The 17,351-nt window shown below is 58.3% G+C and carries 18 protein-coding genes and 1 pseudogene; 8 read left to right on the forward strand and 11 right to left on the reverse strand.

What is annotated here, in order from left to right; all coding sequences use genetic code 11:
• Positions 1–298: pseudogene (locus HMPREF2724_RS07815) on the reverse strand (Asp-tRNA(Asn)/Glu-tRNA(Gln) amidotransferase GatCAB subunit B); the annotation flags it as partial.
• Between the two features lie 144 nt (positions 299–442).
• Between HMPREF2724_RS07815 and HMPREF2724_RS07820 the strand changes: the two are divergent.
• Positions 443–1,252, forward strand: coding sequence for a DUF4261 domain-containing protein (locus tag HMPREF2724_RS07820; RefSeq protein WP_061922088.1), 810 nt, complete (start codon positions 443–445; stop codon positions 1,250–1,252).
• 56 nt (positions 1,253–1,308) lie between these two features.
• Here HMPREF2724_RS07820 and HMPREF2724_RS07825 read toward each other — a convergent pair whose 3' ends face one another.
• Entirely contained in the window at positions 1,309–2,340 is a 1,032-nt protein-coding gene (locus HMPREF2724_RS07825; RefSeq protein ID WP_061922085.1) for an ATP-dependent 6-phosphofructokinase, read from the reverse strand.
• Between the two features lie 10 nt (positions 2,341–2,350).
• Positions 2,351–3,739 carry a DHA2 family efflux MFS transporter permease subunit gene (locus HMPREF2724_RS07830; protein WP_070432869.1) on the reverse strand — a complete coding sequence of 463 codons (1,389 nt, stop codon included), beginning with the start codon at positions 3,737–3,739 and terminating at the stop codon, positions 2,351–2,353.
• 49 nt (positions 3,740–3,788) lie between these two features.
• On the opposite strand from HMPREF2724_RS07830, the gene HMPREF2724_RS07835 reads away from it, so the two are divergent.
• Entirely contained in the window at positions 3,789–4,112 is a 324-nt protein-coding gene (locus HMPREF2724_RS07835) for a hypothetical protein (protein ID WP_062044255.1), read from the forward strand.
• 7 nt (positions 4,113–4,119) lie between these two features.
• On the opposite strand, the gene gatA is transcribed toward HMPREF2724_RS07835, so the two are convergent.
• Together gatA and gatC are read right to left on the reverse strand one after the other, a co-directional pair.
• Positions 4,120–5,604 carry an Asp-tRNA(Asn)/Glu-tRNA(Gln) amidotransferase subunit GatA gene (gene gatA, locus HMPREF2724_RS07840; RefSeq protein ID WP_061922079.1) on the reverse strand — a complete coding sequence of 495 codons (1,485 nt, stop codon included), beginning with the start codon at positions 5,602–5,604 and terminating at the stop codon, positions 4,120–4,122.
• Positions 5,604–5,906 carry an Asp-tRNA(Asn)/Glu-tRNA(Gln) amidotransferase subunit GatC gene (gene gatC, locus HMPREF2724_RS07845; protein ID WP_061922076.1) on the reverse strand — a complete coding sequence of 101 codons (303 nt, stop codon included), beginning with the start codon at positions 5,904–5,906 and terminating at the stop codon, positions 5,604–5,606. Before gatC ends, gatA begins: the two co-directional genes overlap by 1 nt.
• Positions 5,907–6,115: 209 nt before the next feature.
• Between gatC and HMPREF2724_RS07850 the strand changes: the two genes are divergently transcribed.
• Positions 6,116–6,775, forward strand: a complete 660-nt coding sequence (locus HMPREF2724_RS07850) for an ACT domain-containing protein (protein WP_061922074.1) — start codon at positions 6,116–6,118, stop codon at positions 6,773–6,775.
• On the opposite strand, the gene HMPREF2724_RS07855 is transcribed toward HMPREF2724_RS07850, so the two are convergent.
• The 3 genes from HMPREF2724_RS07855 to ligA all read right to left on the reverse strand — a co-directional run bounded on the left by HMPREF2724_RS07855 (position 6,772) and on the right by ligA (position 9,623).
• Positions 6,772–7,092, reverse strand: a complete 321-nt coding sequence (locus tag HMPREF2724_RS07855; protein ID WP_061922071.1) for a winged helix-turn-helix domain-containing protein — start codon at positions 7,090–7,092, stop codon at positions 6,772–6,774. The two genes, HMPREF2724_RS07850 and HMPREF2724_RS07855, sit on opposite strands and share 4 nt — an antisense overlap.
• 12 nt (positions 7,093–7,104) lie before the next feature.
• Positions 7,105–7,530, reverse strand: coding sequence for a hypothetical protein (locus HMPREF2724_RS07860; RefSeq protein ID WP_070732928.1), 426 nt, complete (start codon positions 7,528–7,530; stop codon positions 7,105–7,107).
• Positions 7,531–7,601: 71 nt separating this feature from the next.
• Positions 7,602–9,623: an NAD-dependent DNA ligase LigA gene (ligA, locus tag HMPREF2724_RS07865; RefSeq protein ID WP_070432867.1), complete on the reverse strand. Its 2,022-nt coding sequence runs from the start codon at positions 9,621–9,623 to the stop codon at positions 7,602–7,604.
• Positions 9,624–9,677: 54 nt separating this feature from the next.
• Here ligA and HMPREF2724_RS07870 point away from each other — a divergent pair, with 54 nt between their 5' ends.
• From HMPREF2724_RS07870 to HMPREF2724_RS07885, 4 genes are all read left to right on the forward strand, one after another.
• On the forward strand, positions 9,678–10,349 hold the full coding sequence (locus HMPREF2724_RS07870) for a 3'-5' exonuclease (protein ID WP_070588106.1): 672 nt from the start codon (positions 9,678–9,680) through the stop codon (positions 10,347–10,349).
• A gap of 38 nt (positions 10,350–10,387) precedes the next feature.
• Positions 10,388–10,897 carry an ArsR/SmtB family transcription factor gene (locus HMPREF2724_RS07875; protein WP_070432865.1) on the forward strand — a complete coding sequence of 170 codons (510 nt, stop codon included), beginning with the start codon at positions 10,388–10,390 and terminating at the stop codon, positions 10,895–10,897.
• Positions 10,897–11,907: a serine hydrolase domain-containing protein gene (locus HMPREF2724_RS07880; RefSeq protein WP_141748359.1), complete on the forward strand. Its 1,011-nt coding sequence runs from the start codon at positions 10,897–10,899 to the stop codon at positions 11,905–11,907. Before HMPREF2724_RS07875 ends, HMPREF2724_RS07880 begins: the two co-directional genes overlap by 1 nt.
• Before the next feature lie 301 nt (positions 11,908–12,208).
• Complete coding sequence (locus HMPREF2724_RS07885; RefSeq protein WP_070588109.1) at positions 12,209–13,339, forward strand: ATP-binding protein; 1,131 nt, start codon at positions 12,209–12,211, stop codon at positions 13,337–13,339.
• Here the strand turns inward: HMPREF2724_RS07885 and HMPREF2724_RS07890 are convergent, their stop codons facing one another.
• Complete coding sequence (locus tag HMPREF2724_RS07890; protein WP_246818230.1) at positions 13,340–14,227, reverse strand: uroporphyrinogen decarboxylase/cobalamine-independent methonine synthase family protein; 888 nt, start codon at positions 14,225–14,227, stop codon at positions 13,340–13,342.
• A 23-nt stretch (positions 14,228–14,250) separates the two neighbouring features.
• Positions 14,251–15,336: a tRNA 2-thiouridine(34) synthase MnmA gene (gene mnmA, locus HMPREF2724_RS07895; protein WP_070432863.1), complete on the reverse strand. Its 1,086-nt coding sequence runs from the start codon at positions 15,334–15,336 to the stop codon at positions 14,251–14,253.
• A 58-nt stretch (positions 15,337–15,394) separates the two neighbouring features.
• On the opposite strand from mnmA, the gene HMPREF2724_RS07900 reads away from it, so the two are divergent.
• Positions 15,395–16,216 (forward strand): spermidine synthase, encoded by an 822-nt coding sequence (locus HMPREF2724_RS07900; RefSeq protein WP_070588114.1) that lies wholly within the window; start codon positions 15,395–15,397, stop codon positions 16,214–16,216.
• Here HMPREF2724_RS07900 and HMPREF2724_RS07905 read toward each other — a convergent pair.
• A complete protein-coding gene (locus HMPREF2724_RS07905) occupies positions 16,197–17,297 on the reverse strand; it encodes a glycoside hydrolase family 25 protein (protein ID WP_061922047.1) in 1,101 nt (366 codons plus the stop codon). The two genes, HMPREF2724_RS07900 and HMPREF2724_RS07905, sit on opposite strands and share 20 nt — an antisense overlap.
• Positions 17,298–17,351 lie beyond the last annotated feature (54 nt).

Below are 17,351 nucleotides of genomic sequence, written 5' to 3' on the forward strand. Positions count from 1 at the left end.
CTGGGTAGAAGTAGTTTTTGCGCGCGAACCGAGAAGACTCAGCGATCTTGCAGTTGAGCGCAAGACCAATCTTGATTGCGCCCTCGACGCCGGCAGAGTTGACTACCGGCAGTGCGCCTGGCAGGCCCAAGGACACTGGGTCGACGTTCGAGTTCGGCGCTGCGCTGAAGTTCGTCGGCGATGTGGAAAACATCTTGGTTTGGGTATTGAGCTCGACGTGAACTTCCATACCCATTACTGGTTCGAACTTCTCTAGGACCTCGTCGTAGTCCATCAGGTCATAAATCGCAGCAGTCATGGGTGCCATCTTAGTATGAAGCCACGAACGCGCATGCATTCCCCTATGATGGCCGATACGGTTACGCGGCGTGCGCCCGAAACCACCGCATAACTAAAGCGAAACTACAGCGAAAGCAAGCCACAAACAGCTAAGGAGCCCTCAATGACCACCGCTTCCCCACAAGGAACCCCACACGCTGTTGACTATGGCCTCGTCACGTCTCTGGCCACCTCCCTCGTGTTCTTCGACAGTGCGCCCGATACCGAAGCGATGAAGTCCATGATTACACAAGCCTTCGGCAAGAACCTCGGACCGCTGGAGAAATCGGAGAAGTCCATGGTCGTAGAAATCAACGACGAGTATGCCCTCGCGTTTACTCCGGCCGCAGCAACTCGAGCAGACCTTGAAGGTGATCCATCCTTCCATCAGCACCCAATTCTGTCCGGCGATCCTGCAGGCTGGGAGGACATCGCGTGCATGGTCCTTATCAACGTCTTCCCCTCTAACGAGCGCCTCGAACTCATCAAGAACACCCGCGAGGCCCGTCTGCACCAGCTGGTCACGTTAGGCCTTGCGACGTCGGCAATTGCCCAGACTCCCGGCGCAATTGCGGTCCTTAACTCCGTGGGCCGCGTGGCCGAGAGCACGGAAAACTACGTTGAAGCTGTGGCCGATAAGCTGCCCGCGCACTACCTCGCGTCCACTTGGGTGGCACAGGACGACAACGGCCTTCAGGCCTATACTTTGGGCATGCCCATGCTCGGCCACCCAGAACTCCAGATCCGCGACTTCCAGGGCAGCCCCGACGAACTGTACTCCATGCTTGCCAACATTGCTGACTACGCCCAACAAGGCGCGACCCTAAAGGATGGCGACACCATGGCCTTCGCGGAGGGCGAACCCCCGATTCGCATCACTGCGGAGCCGTGGATTGTCGACGCCGACGTGCCCGCCCTTCGCATCCATTTCTAGGCAAAACGAAAAATGTCACCTCACAGGCGAGGTGACATTTTTTATATGCGTCCTATCTAGCCAAACAACGCTTGGGCGTTGGCATAACGCTTCGGCGGAACAACCTTCAGCTTGCCCACGGCTTCTTCCAGCGGAACCAGGTCGATGCTCTCGCCATGCAGCGCCACGCACATGCCCGACTTGCCATCGTGAGCGGCGCGAGCGGCATGGACTCCGTAGCGCGTTGCAAGCACACGGTCATAAGCAGTCGGCGTACCGCCACGCTGGATGTGGCCTAGCACCGTGGTACGCACGTCGTAGCCGGTGCGCTTCTTAATCTCGTCACCGATAACCTGGCCGATACCGTTGAAGGTCTGGTGACCGAACTGATCAACTCCGCCCTCTTCAAAGTCCATGGTGCCTTCCTTCGGCAACGCACCCTCAGCCACACAGATAATTCCGTACTTCTCGCCCATCTGGAAACGGCGTTCCATCGCCTTGGTGATGTCGGCGATATCGAAAGGCACCTCGGGAATGACCGTATAGTGCGCGCCGCCGGCCATGCCCGCGTGCAGTGCAATCCAGCCCACGTGACGGCCCATGACCTCCACGATGAGGATGCGGTCATGCGACTCTGCGGTGGTGTGCAGGCGGTCAATTGCATCGGTCGCGACGGAAACTGCCGTATCGAAACCGAAGGTGTAGTCGGTGGCGTTAACGTCGTTGTCAATAGTCTTCGGAACGCCGATAACCGGAATGCCATTGTCGGACAGCCACTTCGCGCCCTTTAGCGTGCCCTCGCCACCGATGGCAATGAGCGCGTCAACGCCAGCGTCTTCCATATTTGCCTTGATGGTATCCAAACCAGCCTTGAACTTATCGGGGTGCAGACGGCCAGTACCCAGAATGGTTCCGCCACGCAACAGGATGCGATCGATCTCGGCATCGTCGTAAAGATCGCGACGGCGGTCCTCCATGAGGCCTACCCAACCGTCTTCGTAGCCCACGACAGTGGAACCGAATTCGTTGGAAGCGGTGCGAACAACCGCGCGGATAACAGCATTCAGGCCGGGGCAATCGCCGCCGGAGGTAAGTACAGCAAGGCGCATGCGTTCCAACTTACCCGCTCATAATTTCGCTCGCACCGTGCAGGGTGTCCCGAAAGCTTAAGGAAGCCAGCCCACCGACTACAAGCACCGCTATGATGACGAAAAGTGCAGCAGAAATACCCGCCACCTGAAGTGCGGCCGAGACTGCCGCGACGCCGAGGACCGAGCCCACCTGGCGCGAGGTGTTGTACACGCCCGAAGCAGCCCCCATTAGCTCCGGCGGTACGTCGCGCATAGTGGTCGCTGCATTCGAGCCCCAGATGAAGGATTGCCCGCAGCCCAGCACAGCAATAGGCGCGCACATCCACCACGCGCCGAAATCTAGATTAATCACCACGAGCGCCGCGCTAAACGACGCCGTCATAATCACGAAACCGGTAATCGCCAACCGCCGCGGGTCCAGGCGATCCGCCAAGATTCCAGCCACCGGTGAAATCAGTAAAGACACCACGGCCATCGGCGCCACGATGACTCCTGCAGTTGCCGCCCCAACCCCCTTGTCTTGCTGAAGCCACAACATGATGGGCAGCATCATCGACGCGGCCATAAACCCCATGGCAACGATTGCGAAGCTGCCCGCGGAGTAATTGCGGTCGTCGAAAAGCCGCAGCGGCACCAAAGCCTCGCTGCCAGCTCGAGATTGCAGCCACACAAAGGCTCCCAGACCTGCGAGTCCTACAGCCAACAGTGCCCAAATCCAGCCATCCCAGCCAGTCTCAGGGCCTTGCTGAATGCCGAACACGAGGGCGCTCAAAGCAATAAAGGACACCGCCACCGAAACGCCGTCGACCTTGCGCGCTGTGGTCTTCAGCGCCGGAACCCACATGGCCGAAAGCACCACTGCCGCAACCACGAAAGGAACGTGCGCCCAAAACACTGCCGGCCAGCCAAAGCCACCAACAAGGAATCCGCCCAGCAAAGGTCCCAAAAGTGAAGCGACCGAACCAATAACTCCCCACACGCCAAGCGCACGTCCCCGCCGCTCGCGGGCAAAGACGCGATTGATGACAGCCATCGACTGCGGCATCTGCAACGAGGCGCCCACACCCTGCACCGCACGGGCGGCGATCAGAACCGAAATATTGGGCGCTAAAGCACAGGCCAGCGCACCCAAACCGAATACACTCACGCCCAGTTGGAACATTCGCTTTTGCCCGAAAATGTCTCCCAGGCGGCCCGTGCACAGCAATGGAACGACCACGCCCAACAAATAAATAGCCGAGACCCACAGCACCCCGTTGATAGAGGCACCTAGCCCTTTCTGGATGCTAGGCAAAGCAACTGCGATCATTGACTGATCGAGCAATGACACGAAAAAGCCCAGCGACAAGGCGAACATCGCCCGCCACGCCTGCCGCTCTGGTGGTAATCCTTCAGCTTCAAAAGTGGGCACATTCATGACTGCGAAGTCTAGCGACAGCAACGGACACGGGCCTAAACTGGCCGACATGGCAATGATCGATATCAAGAAACCACAGCAAGTATCCACTGCTACCACCGTGGCCTTTGGCCTCATTGGTGGCTGGCTCAGCGCCAAGGAGACCGGCATTCGCCCGTTGGGCGGCGTCATCCTCGGTGCAGCCGGAATCTGGGCCGGCCGCAGCTGGTTGGAAAAGACCAACCCAGCTACCACCGCTGCCCTGTCCGCGCTCTATGTAGGCGCATTCGGCGCCTCGCACCCGCTGGCCAAGAAGATTGGCGCGTGGCCCGCCGTGCTGAGCGTAACGGCGGCCTCCGCGGGTGCTTCCTACGTCCTCTCAGACGCGAAGTAAAAGCTAGCTACTTACGGCCAGCTTCGTAGGCAGCGCCGACCTTGTACAGGCGGTCATCTGCGAAGGCCGGGGCCATGATCTGCAGGCCCGTCGGCAGGTTGGTATCAGATGCCATGCCGGCGGGCACGGACATGCCGCACACACCCGCGAGGTTCAATGGCAGCGTGCACAGGTCGAAGTTGTACATCGCCATCGGATCCTCAACCTTCTCGCCCAGCTTGAATGCGGTGGTTGGGGTGGTCGGGGAAACCAAGACATCGACCTTCTCGAAGGCCTTCTTAAAGTCCTGCGCAATCAGCGTTCGCACGCGCTGTGCCTGCAGGTAGTACGCATCGTAGTAACCCACGGACAACGCATAAGTGCCCAGCATGATGCGGCGCTTGACCTCAGGACCAAATCCCGCCGCACGGGACAAAGACATAACCTCTTCTGCGGAGTGCGATCCATCGTCGCCCTCGCGCAGGCCATAGCGCATGCCGTCGAAGCGCGCTAGGTTAGAAGAAACCTCACACGGCATAATCAGGTAGTAGGCGGCCAGCGCATCATCAAAGTGCGGGCAGTCCACCTCGACAATCTCCGCGCCCTGTTCTTTAAGCTGCTCTACCGCTGCGTGGTAAGCCTCCATGACGCCCGGCTGCCAGCCGTCGCGCTCAAATTGCTTAATGAGGCCGACCTTGACGCCAGTAAGATCGCCCTTTGCTCCTTCGCGCGCAGCCTCCACGACCGGCGCGACCGGCTTATCCACGGAGGTTGCGTCGAATGCGTCGTGGCCAGCGATAACCTCATGCAGCAGCGCGGTATCCAGAACCGTGCGGGCGGTGGGGCCAGCCTGATCCAGAGAAGAAGCAGCAGCGATGAGGCCATAACGAGAAACCGTGCCGTAGGTCGGCTTCACGCCGACGGTATTGGTCAGAGCTGCCGGCTGACGGATCGATCCGCCAGTATCGGTACCGATGCCCAACGGCGCCTGGCCTGCCGCAAGAGCCGCAGCAGTACCGCCACCGGAGCCACCCGGGGTGCGCTCGGTGTCGTACGGGTTATGTGCCGGGCCATACGCGGAGTTCTCATTGGAGGAACCCATTGCAAACTCGTCCAAGTTGGTCTTGCCCAGAATCGGGATGCCCGCCTCACGCAGCTTGGTGACCAAGGTTGCGTCATAAGGAGACATCCAGCCCTCCAGCATCTTGGAAGCTGCGGTAGTCGGGGCGTCGGTAGTAACCAGCAGGTCCTTCAGAGCCAGAGGAACGCCAGCCAGTGCGGAGGCCGGCTTTTCGCCCGCATCGAGCGCCTTATCGACGGCGTCGGCAGTAGCCAGCGCCTGCTCCGCACCGACGTAGAGGAATGCGTTGAGCTCGTCGTTGGTCTCCGCGATGCGATCCAAGAATGCCTGCGTCACCTCGCGGGAGGTCAGCTCACGGGAATGGATCTTATCCGCCAGCTCCGCAGCGGAAAGGCTTAAAATTCCTTCTTCAGGTGCAATGAAAGTCGACATTATTCTTCTCCTCCACCCAAAATCTGCGGTACTACGAAACGATCATCCTCGGCAGCCGGAGCCTGATCCAAGGCCTGCTCGGCGGTCAGGGTGCGCACGATGACGTCCTCACGCATCGGAGCGACCACGGAGTGCGGGTGGGACATCGGCTCGACGCCCTCGGCGTCGACCTTGCCCACGGCAGACACGGAATCGACAATCTTGTCGATCTGCGTCGCAAACTGCTCCAGCTCTTCGTCGCTTAGCGCAAGGCGCGACAGCTTAGCCAGGTGCGCGACCTCTTCACGCGAAATCTCAGACACGCGTTCTCCATCCTTTAATACACAGACGTGATTGGTTACATGCTTGTAGCTATCGCACCATGGTACTGCACGAACAGGTTCCGACACAGCACCGGTCCCCGATCACCTACACGCGAATTTAATTCCGGTTTTCCAGAAAATTTCTATTGAACACTGTGGAATTGGGCTTGTACGATAGTGAAAACTATTCTTACGACCGAAAGTTAAAAATGTCCTTCCTCGTCCGTGTCCTCCTTCCCGATACCCCCGGTAGCTTAGGCAAGTTAGCGGACGCTTTAGGCAACGTCGACGCCAATATCGAATCCGTCGACATCGTGGAAAACTTCCCTGATGGTTCAGTCATGGATGACATCGTGATTGAGCTACCCAAGGGCGCAATGGCCGATGAAATCATCACCGCCGCCCAAGGCGTCGACGGCGTCGATATCGATTCGATCCGCCCCTTCAGCGGCCGCGTCGATCGCCGGGGGCAGATTAGCTTGCTTGCCGACGTCGCTTCCAAGAAGAACGTCACCGCCGCTATGGAGGAGGTCTGCGCGGCCATCCCAAAGGCACTTACCTCTAACTGGGCCATCGTAATCAACAACAATGCCCCCATCAGCCGCGTGGTTGGCTCCGATGCCGCTCCCGCCGACGACGGCACCATCCCCGAAAGCATTGACGTCGACACTGCCCGAATCTTGAACCCAGACCGCGAGGATTGGATCCCCGAGTCCTGGTCACTTCTCGATTCCGCGCTGGCCGCAGCCCCACTGGTTGGCACCAACTACGTCATCGTCATGGGCCGAGTCGGCGGGCCGGATTACCTCGCTTCCGAGGTAGACCACTTGGGCAATCTCGGCACGATTTTGGGTGCTTTCCTCCGCTAATCTAGCGGCTCAGCCGTCAAGCCCTGAACAATCCTATCCAAACAGAGCAGGTAGTCCTCAAATTGCTGCCTGCCCTGCTTCGTAAGCTTCAGATTGGTTACCGGCGTGCGGGAAACAAATTGCTTATCCACTTTCACTAAGCCGGCCTGTTCCAAGATTCCAATGTGCTTAGTCAGAAGCGAATAGCTGACACCAAGGGCATCCTTTAGCGTCTGATAGTCAACCGAGTCAACTGAATTCAGCGCCCCAAGGATGCTTAACCGCACTGGAGAATGCAGCGTTCCATCAAGGCCATTTCGCGCTTGCGATAAGTCCATCGCTTTATCCCCCTATGCGTTTTTACGAGCCTGGTTTACAAACCATAGACCCAAAAGCGTGATTGGAGCTACGGACAAAGCACTGGCAATCACGACTACAACCACATCAGCCAGATCGTTTGTCTCTCCATTCCACAGCCAACCCCCGAAAATGGCTAACGCTAGCGGAGGGATTGCGCTCAATGCGTAGATGCGCCCAAATCCCCGAGGGTGAACACGACGGTTCTTGGTTTGCTCATCGCGAAAGCGCCACACCCAAGCAAGCCATATAAACAGCAAAATCACACGCACTAAGGCTCCCCACCCCTGCGTGTCTATAAGAAAATTCACCACTAGGAAAATTGCGGTTGCTAACCCAATCTTCACGAAGCCCCACCCCTCAGCTTCGCTCAGGCCACTTGGAAGACCCAATTTCCTACCACTAAAACGCTGTGTCATGACGTACCCCTTCACTACTTCTGACCTGACATTCATCAGAGTAACAACCACCTTACAAAACGTAAAGTGGTTTACGCCCCAGCTTCCAGCAGCTCCTTAAAGCCCTCCTCATCCAAGATGGTCAGGCCCAAATCCCTCGCCTTCGTTTCCTTCGAGCCGGCGTTCTCACCAACCACGACGTAATCCGTTTTCTTAGACACCGAGCCAGAAGCCTTTCCTCCCCTTGCGATGATGGCCTCCTTCGCCGAGTCGCGGGAGAAGTCCTCCAGGGTGCCGGTCACGACGATGGTAAGCCCCTCGAGCGTCTGCTCTAGTTTTTCGGTGACCGTATCTTCCATGGTCACGCCAGCATTCGCCCACTTTTCCACGATGTTGCGGTGCCAGTCGATTTCGAACCACGCCTTAAACGACGCCGCGATAATCCCGCCCACACCATCGGTGTCCGCCAATTCGCTTTCCGACGCCGCGCGCAGCGCCTCCATCGAACCGAAACGCGTCGCCAATGCACGCGCAGCAATCGGCCCAACGTGGCGGATCGAAAGGCTCACCAGCACGCGCCAAAAGTCAGCCTGCCGCGCGCTTTCCAAGTTCTTCAACAGCTTTTTGCCTTGCGCATTGAGCTTTCCAGCCTTAGTCGTATAGGCAGAAGACTGCAGCAGCTTTTCCTCATCCAAATCGAAGAGTTCCGCTTCGTCGACAAGCACGCCCGACTCGATGAGGTCAATGGCGGCCTTCTCACCCAAGGCCTCAATGTCCATGCCTTTGCGGGAAGCCAAATACTCCAGGCGGGCGGAAAGCTGCGCCGGGCAGCTGCGCGTATTGGGACAACGCCAGTCTTGATCGCCATCTTTTTGCGGTGCCAACTTCGTGCCACAGGATGGGCAGTTTTCCGGGAACACCCACTCATGCACGCTATCGTCGCGCAGTTCAAGAACAGGCCCCAGCACCTCAGGAATGATTTCACCGGCCTTGCGGATGACGATGGTATCGCCAATCATCACGCCCTTGTTCTTGACCTCGAACTGGTTGTGGAGGGTCGCCTTCGACACCGTCGAACCAGAAACGAATACCGGTTCCATCACTGCAAACGGCGTAATCCTGCCGGTGCGTCCCACGCCGACCTCGATGTCCAGCAGCTTCGTGGTCACTTCCTCCGGCGGGTACTTGTACGCGATGGCCCAACGCGGTGCGCGCGATGTTGCACCCAGCGCACGTTGCGAAGCCAAGTCATCGACCTTGACCACGAGGCCATCCATCTCGAAGTAAGCATCATGGCGGTGCTCCGCCCAATACTTCACTTCCTTTTGCACGGCTGCAGCCGAGCTAACCTTCTTTGTATATGGCGAAACCGGTAAACCCCAGGCCTCCAGCGCCTTGTACGCATCATGCTGGGAGGTCGGCTCAAAGCCCTCACGGGCACCGATGCCATGGCAGACCATGTGCAGGCGACGCTTCTTGACCTCGTTCGGGTCCTTCATGCGCAAGCCACCTGCCGCTGCATTGCGCGGATTGGCAAACGTCGGCTTGCCGTCTTCGCGGCGTGCCGCGTTAATCTCCGCAAACTCGTCAGGGCGCATGTACACCTCGCCGCGGATTTCCACCAGCTCCGGAACGGGATATTCATCGCTGCCGCTGAGTTCATGCGGGATATCCGGAATAACCCGCGCATTCGCAGTGATATCCTCGCCGATGCGGCCGTCGCCACGCGTTGCAGCCGTAACAAGCTTGCCGCCGCGGTAAACCAAATCAATGGAAAGTCCGTCAATCTTCAGCTCAGTCAGATAGGACTTCGCCGGAGTCCTATCCAACCAATCCTGCATCTCTGTCTCATCGAAGACATTGTCCAAGCTGTAGAGGCGCTCCAGGTGCTCAATATCCACGCCCTCGGCTGGGGTCGCGCCGACCTGCTGGGTCGGAGAATCCGGAACCGCCAACTCCGGATGCTCTGCCTCTAGCTGCAGAAGCTTTTGGAAAAGCTTGTCGAAATCTGCATCTGGAATCGCGGGCTCACCGTTGTAATAAAGCTCCCGGTGCTTGCGCACTTCCTGCGCTAGTTCGGACCATTCGCGTTGGATATCTACTGGATTAGTCACAGTGAAACAGTCTAGCCAGACTCCATGTCTGGCCGAAGCGCTAGAGTGTTCCACATGAACTTCGACGCCAGCCGCATGCTCTCCTTCGACCTCGAAACCACCTCCGTAAACCCAAAAGAAGCACGAATCGTCACCTCCGCATTGGTCCGTATTGATGGCCGTGAAGTGGACAAACGCGAAATGCTCGCCGACCCAGGCGTTGAAATCCCTGAGGCCGCTGCAAAGGTCCACGGCATCACCACTGAGAAGGCCCGCGCCGAGGGCCAACCGCATGACGAAGTCCTCGAAGAGACCGTCCGCTCCATCAAGCAGGCATGGGAAGATGGCCTCACCCTCATCGTCTACAACGCCGCCTACGATCTCTCCGTCCTGCGCGCGCTCACCGGTGACTTCACCGTCACCGGCCCTGTTTTCGATCCTTTCGTAGTTGATCGCGTCAAGGACAAGTGGCGCAAGGGCAAGCGCACGCTTGGCGACGTTTCCGCACACTACGGCGTCACCCTCGAAAACGCGCACGAAGCAACTTCCGACGCCCTTGCCGCAGCCCGCATCGCGTGGATGCAGGTCCGCCAGCGTTACCCCGAGCTTTCACAAATGAACACCGACGAGCTCATGGAGTACCAGGCCGTCGAGTGGTACAAGGACCGTGAATCGTTCAAGAAGTACTTGGAAGGTCAAGGTAAGGACGCAAGCGACAGCTCCACTGCGTGGCCGATGATTAGCTAAACATTGCAGATTTTTTAAAATTCTGGAATTCTAGAAATGTGAATTCCAGTACCTCTTCGAACCTTCTTGAGCAGCGACTCGCATCTCTTGAACAGCGAGTCGCCACTCTTGAAGGCAATACTCATGTAGAAGCACAATCCGATTCCCGCTACTGGCTCGTCGAGGCCCTCGAAGAAGGGCCCGGCATTCCCGACGGCTCCGTCATCTTTGGCGGCGACGTCACCATCGGCAATCGCGAGTACAAATACCAATGGCAGCGCCCCACCCAATTCGTCACCGACGAGTCTTGGGAAGAAAACATCAAACGTCTTACCGCCATCGCACATCCCACCCGCGCGGAGATCCTGCGTCGCCTCCTGTGTGCGCCCGCCAGCGCCAACGACCTTGTACAGGAGGGCCTGGTTAGCTCCACAGGAACCACCTATCACCACCTCAACGAACTCAGCAGCGCCGGGTGGATCGCCAAATCCAAGTCCGGCACCTTCGAAATCCGGCTGACCCGCGTCATCCCCCTCATGACAATCATCACGGCGGCGGAGGCGCACTAATGAACTTTTCCATTGGCAAACTCGCAATCGGATTCCTGGTCACTGCTCTCGTGGCATCCGGCCTTGTCCTGGTAGGCCCTCACCGCATTGCCCTGGCAACCGAGGCCACTGGCTCGACCGACCTAGCCCAGAAGCTGCGTGACAATGCGCAGCGCGGACACCACAATCTGACGACCTTTACACTGGCGAACGGCGAGACCTCCTTCGCAGGCCTTGGTGCCGACGAACATACCGAGGTCGAAATCGGTTCGGTAACCAAGATGTTCACCGCGGAACTCATCCGCCAAGAGGTCTCTGAAGGCAACCTCAAATACAACGCTAGGGTTGGTCAGTTTCTTGATACCGGCGATTCCCCTATCAGCGATGTGCGCATCGAAGAGCTAATGGAGCACACATCTGGGCTACCAAGACTCGCTGCAACTAATCCCTTTACCGGAATCTCCACCATGCTCACAGGAGGCAACCCCTACGCGAAAGAAACTAAAGAGCAACTCATCGATTCCGCCACTTCCTCCGACCTCGCAGGTCGCGGCGAAGAGAATTATTCCAACCTCGGCTACGGACTTCTCGGGCTCATCTTGGAAGAGGCTTCCGGTAAGCCTTTCGAACAACTGCTGCAAGAGAAAATCTTTGCACCGATTGGAATGCACGAGACTTACCTCATGACCCCAGGCAGCGTTCCTTCCGATGCCCCGCATGGCTACACCAGTCGCGGAGAAAAGGCTCAACCCTGGGAATTTCCAGCAAGTGGCGCCGCCGGCGGTATTCGGTCAACACCCAAAGACATGAGCTTGTTCGCCAATTGGCTCATCGTACAAGGCGACTTCCAGCATGGCTGGCAAGAAAACGAGGCCCCAGTTCCCGCTGGTTACTGGCACAACGGAGGCACTTACGGATATTCGACAATGCTCATTATCGATCCGCAGAGTTCAAAAGTAGCCTTCGTCTCAAACGACACCGAGAAGGGCACTGAAGAACTCGCTCGCACTATTTTTGGGGAGCTAGATTGATGTTTTCACTTGTAGTAATTATCGGTCTTCTGCTGAACATTGCGTGGCACCTCGTGAGAACTAAAACAGTATCCACAATTCGCATAGTCGACGTTTGCATAACCTGCATTGTCGTTGCTCTCCTTGGGCGAACCCTGCCTTGGAACTCCGATCTCAGCGTGTTCTGGTGGTACGCTTTGGTAGCCATGACAGCACTTTATGCTGGAAAGGTGGCCTTTCACGGAAAGTCTCCCAAATCTCCGGCCGCCAAAAAGTCTCCCAAATCTCCCAAATCTCCTTGTTTGAGGTAGCCTTGCCGTCTATGAGCACCCGCAGTAACCCTTTCCGCCCCACCTTCGGAGTCCCGCCTCTTTATTGGGTGGGCCGTACTGCTGTGCTCGATGCATTCCGCAATGCCCTGCAGTCCCCAGCCGGCGCCTCCGCTCGCACGATGATCGTCAGCGGTGCACGCGGTATCGGGAAGACGGTTCTGCTCAATGAACTGGAAGATTCTGCGAAAGCAAAAGGCTGGATATGCATTCGGGCTTCTGGGCGCACCAACATGGTCGAGGAGCTCGTCGAGACCACCATTCCGCGGTTGATCGAGCAACTCGCGCCCCGCGACAAGCGGAAAATCAACCGCATCGGCATCGGCGGGGTCGGCTCAATCGGCCTGGAGCACAACACGGATGAGCCTTATAAGCCCACGCTAAATACCCGCCTCCGCGATCTCCTCGCCCAACTCTCCGGGGTCGGAATTCTGCTCAGCATCGACGAAGTGCAAGACGCCTCAGTAGAAGACCTCACTTCTATCGCTGTGGCCTACCAGGATCTCCTGCGCGATGAGCTCGACATTTCCTTTGTCGCCGCTGGATTGCCGCAAGGCATCAACCGCCTGCTCGATCTCCCAGGCGTTACTTTCCTGCGCCGCGCCCAAAGATTCGTTCTGGGTCCGCTTTCTGCAGGCAACGCCGCCGAGGCCTTTACTGCCACCGCAGCTGACTCGGGCCTTAATTTCTCATCGGAGGCCATCAGCAAGGCCGTCGAGCTGTCGAAGGGCTACCCATACCTCGTGCAGCTGGTGGGTTCCTTGGCTTGGGAGCGCGCAAACGTCCGCAACGAGACCCAGATTGAAGCTTCAGACGTAGACAGCATTGCCGACGAAGCCATTTCCATCCTGTGCACTCAAGTGCACTTGCCCGCCGCGTCTTCGCTGCCTCCTGCTCAGCGCCAGTTCCTTGACTCGATGTCTAGCGCTTCCGTTGATGGCATCGCCACGATTACGGAGATTGCAGAAAGCCAAGGCCGCACAGTCCGCTCGCTTTCGGCAACGCGCCAAAGGCTTATCGACGCCGACCTCATCGAGCCCGCCGCCCACGGTGAGCTGCAATTCGTCATCCCCTACATGGAGCGCTTCTTCAACTCCACCGACAAGCTCGGCAGGGTCGACTAGCTATAGATCACCGGCGTCGCGCACCAACATTCCCGCCGTCTCCACGACCGAGCGCAGCGTGCTTGCCGACGCCTCCCTTGGCACCACGTCCACCGCATCCACCAGCAGCTCACGTGGCATACCCATGCGGTCAAAGTGCCGGGCCACCGCCACTGCTTCTGCCCGCGCATCGACGCCTGCAATTGCGAAACCGATTCGCTTGCCTTCGCTTAAGAACTCGCCAAGTCCATCGATGTTCTTTGCCGTGTCGAGCCCAACGAAGTCAGTCACGAATGTTTCCGCGGCATCGGCGATTTCCCAATGCGGTCCCGCGACTAGGTAATCCGCGCCCAGCTCCTTCAGCTTCTCCCGAGCAACCTCCGCTGGGACCGCGCGAATCTCGTCAAAGTCGGTGGTACCGGGAACCTTGCCGGCGAGGACGTCGCCAAGTAACGGCTCGTCCACCTGCACCCGCACCTCACCGTGGAAGCGACGCACCAGCTTCTTCACGTGATCCGCGATGCCCATCTGCAGGGCTTCATGCAGATCGCGGGTAGCACCGGCGTCGGAAAGCACGCGGTGCCCATTCGCAAGCTCTACCGCCGCTGCTAAGCTCCACGGCCCCAAAACCTGCATCTTTAAGACGGGAACAGACTCGCCCCATACCTCTTGGATGGCGTCCAAGTCACGCTCCCATAGATCCCATGTGCGTCGCATCATCAGCTGTGGGCGCTGGGTCATCTGCCACCCGCGTGGGCCGCGGTCAACGTTGACCGCTTCTAAAAGCGCGGCCGTAGAACCCACGGCATCCGCACCAAGCCCGCGCTCGGAAAGCTGCGGAATCGCCGGCAGATGTCCAGACTCGCCCATCACGATGTCGGCGGCCTCCGTCATGGAAACCCCACGCATCGGACCCAGCGAAAATCCCGTCACTATGCCGTCCCGCAGATGGTGCCGGAACCGAGGACGATATCCCCCAGCTCATCGGGGCTTGGCAGGTACAGCACTGCGGCTTGGCCGCGTGCCACACCGGAGAGCGGTTCTTTTAGCTCCAGCGTCATCTTGTCGCCATCGCGGTCCACAAACGCCTTGCAGGGAACAACCGATCCGTGCGCGCGAACCTGAACCTCGCATTCCAGCTCGCCGTCCATGGCCGGGTGCAGATACTTCAGGCGATCTGCCTGAATCCTCGTCACCGCCAAGTCCTCGCGCGAACCCACGGTCACAGTGCCGCTCGCTGCATCGATGTCGGTGACATAGCGCGGGCGACCATCCGCCGTAGGCTCCTTGATGTCAAGGCCCTTGCGCTGACCGATGGTGTAGTTCCATGCACCGTCATGTTGTTTGAGCTCCTGGCCCTCCTGGTCCACGACCATGCCGGGACGCAGCCCGATTCGCGAGCCCAAAAATGCCTGCGTATTGCCATCCGGAATAAAGCAAATGTCATAGGAGTCAGGCTTTTTGGCCGTGGAAAAGCCATGACGGGCCGCTTCCTCGCGAATCTGCGGCTTTGGGGTATCGCCGATCGGGAAATAGCAATGCTCTAGCTCCTCCGCGGAAATAACGCCCAAAACATAGGATTGATCCTTGTTTTCATCCTTGGAACGGCGCATATAGCCAGCGTCGTCAAGCGTGGCGTAATGGCCCGTCGCTACGGCATCGAAGCCCAACGCTATACCTTTTTGGAGTAGCGCGCGGAACTTGATCTTCTCGTTGCAGCGCAGGCACGGATTCGGAGTCTCGCCGCGGGCATAAGAATCCACGAAGTCCCCGATGACCTCATCCTTAAACTGCTCGGAAAAATCCCAAACGTAGAAAGGAATACCCAGCTTGTCACAGATGCGACGCGCGTCTGCAGAGTCCTCCAAGGAACAGCAACCCCTGGCCTTTTCGCGGGTTTGTTGTGCGTCTTTATGCAGTGCCAAATGCACTCCCACCACATCGTGGCCTGCTTCCACGGCGCGGGCTGCGGCCACAGAAGAATCGACTCCGCCTGACATCGCTACGAGAACTCGCACTTAAACTCCTTTTCTTCGGCGGCCAAGCTTACTCTTCCAACCCATTAAGCTTAAATGCATGCGCAAAAAGGACGATCTCGTTGGCACCTACGAAATTTCTACGGGCACCGCGGAGGTGGTGGCGGACGAGTACCACGATAGCGGATACACACTTATGGTCAATGGAGTACCTTCAAGCCACATCGTGTTGGGCGCACCGGAAATCCTCGAGTTTGAATACATGCGCTGGATTGCCGCCGCAGTCGAAACGCTTCTGCCAGTGGCACCCGATGCCCTCCGCATGACACATCTGGGTGGTGCAGGCTGCTCGCTCCCTCGCTTTTTCGCCAGCATTTGGCCCAAGTCCCGCCATACCGTAGTGGAACTCGATGCCAAGCTCGGCGAATTAGTACGCACGCTTTTCGACGTCCCCCGTTCCCCCACCGTCAAAATCCGCGCCGGCGAAGCTCGCGCGGTCACCGATGGCTTCGCACCCGCTAGCCGCGACGTCATTATTCGCGATGTCTTCGCTGGCGATAAGACCCCGCATCCGCTTACTACCCGCGAGTTCTTTCAATCGGTCCACCGCGCCTTGGCGCCTGGAGGACTCTACGTTGCCAATTGCGGAGATCACCGAAATCTCAAAATCGCAAAGTCGGAATTGGCCGGAATGAAGGAGGTATTCGAGCACGTGGCCGTAATCGCGGATCCCCCGATGCTCAAGGGACGGCGTTACGGCAACATCGTTCTTCTCGCCTCAGATCGCGAAATGCCAGCTGCCGGCTCCGTGGAAGCCGCACAACTGGCAAAATCACTGTTATCGGGCGCGGTCCCTGCACACTATAAAGACGAAGCATGGACCGCGAACTTCTCGCAAGGTGCTACTGCGCTAGTTGATTAACCGCGTCCTGCGCTTGCTCGACCTGGTTCGGATTGGCGCCGTTGGCGGTGGCAACGTGGCCGGCGTTGTCTAGAAGGATTGCAAGGTCACCGACGGTGAAGTCACCGGAGGCCATGCCAACCAGGTCCTCAATCGGCAAGGAACCATTCTTGGTCAGCTGCTTCACGAAGTCCGTGAAGACGCTCGCAGAGTTGCCGTCCAAGCCAGCCTGCTGTGCGGCGTCGATAAGCTGCGGGCTCGCAATGATGCCTGCTGCCAATGCGAGGATCGCGCCGATCAGCGGTGCGCTGTTGGAGCTCAGGTCTGGCGCGTCGTCGCCAAGCACAAGCCCCTCAAGGATGCCACCGATGTCCAGGTAGTTGCCGTTACTGAAGGAATCCAGCTGGCCCTCGTTGCCGTTGAAGACGTTCATATCGACCGGACCGGTAATGCCGTTGACGCGGCCAGAGCCGGAGCGCTGCCAGAAGGAAATCTTATTCCAGCCACCGACTGGATCCGGCGCCTCATCCTGGTAGGCCGCGAGCCATAGCGGCATGTCGGAGAACTCCGTGGTGTTCCCCATCTGCCCCATCCAGAAGTATTTATAGGTATAGATCATCGGGGTACGGCCGGTTAGCGTGCGCAGCTCCGTGGTGAAATCACGGATCCACTGCTCGAGCTGTGCCGAAGAAAGACCTTCATCAACCTCAATATCAAGCACGGGCGGCAGCGTTTGATTCGGAACCAGCGCAAGCTGTGCAGCAAAATGCGCCGCCTGGCGCGTGGCTGACGACGCCGGGCGTGCGTAGTGGTAAGCACCAACCTTCAGACCGCTCGCTGCGGCAGCGTTCGAGTCGGTGATGAAGTGGGGATTCGTCCAGTCGGAGCCCTCGGTCGCCTTAACGAACGCAAAGGACTGGCCGTCGGACTTTACTTCGCCCCAGTTGATCGGAGCCCCGCCCGGGTGCTGATGGTTTGCGATATCGATACCCGTGGTCGCACCGGAGGTCCAGGCGCCGGCTGTCATCGTGCCTGCGATAGCAAGCGCCACAGAACCAACAACGGCGACGATAGCCTTGCGCATTCCCTTAGATGAAGTCATGCGCGCTACTGTACCGACGAAACAACACAATCCCCTTTAGTAACACGCGTATCT

The sequence above is a fragment of the Corynebacterium sp. HMSC071F07 genome, from assembly GCF_001810285.1.
Taxonomy (GTDB): Bacteria; Actinomycetota; Actinomycetes; order Mycobacteriales; family Mycobacteriaceae; genus Corynebacterium; species Corynebacterium simulans.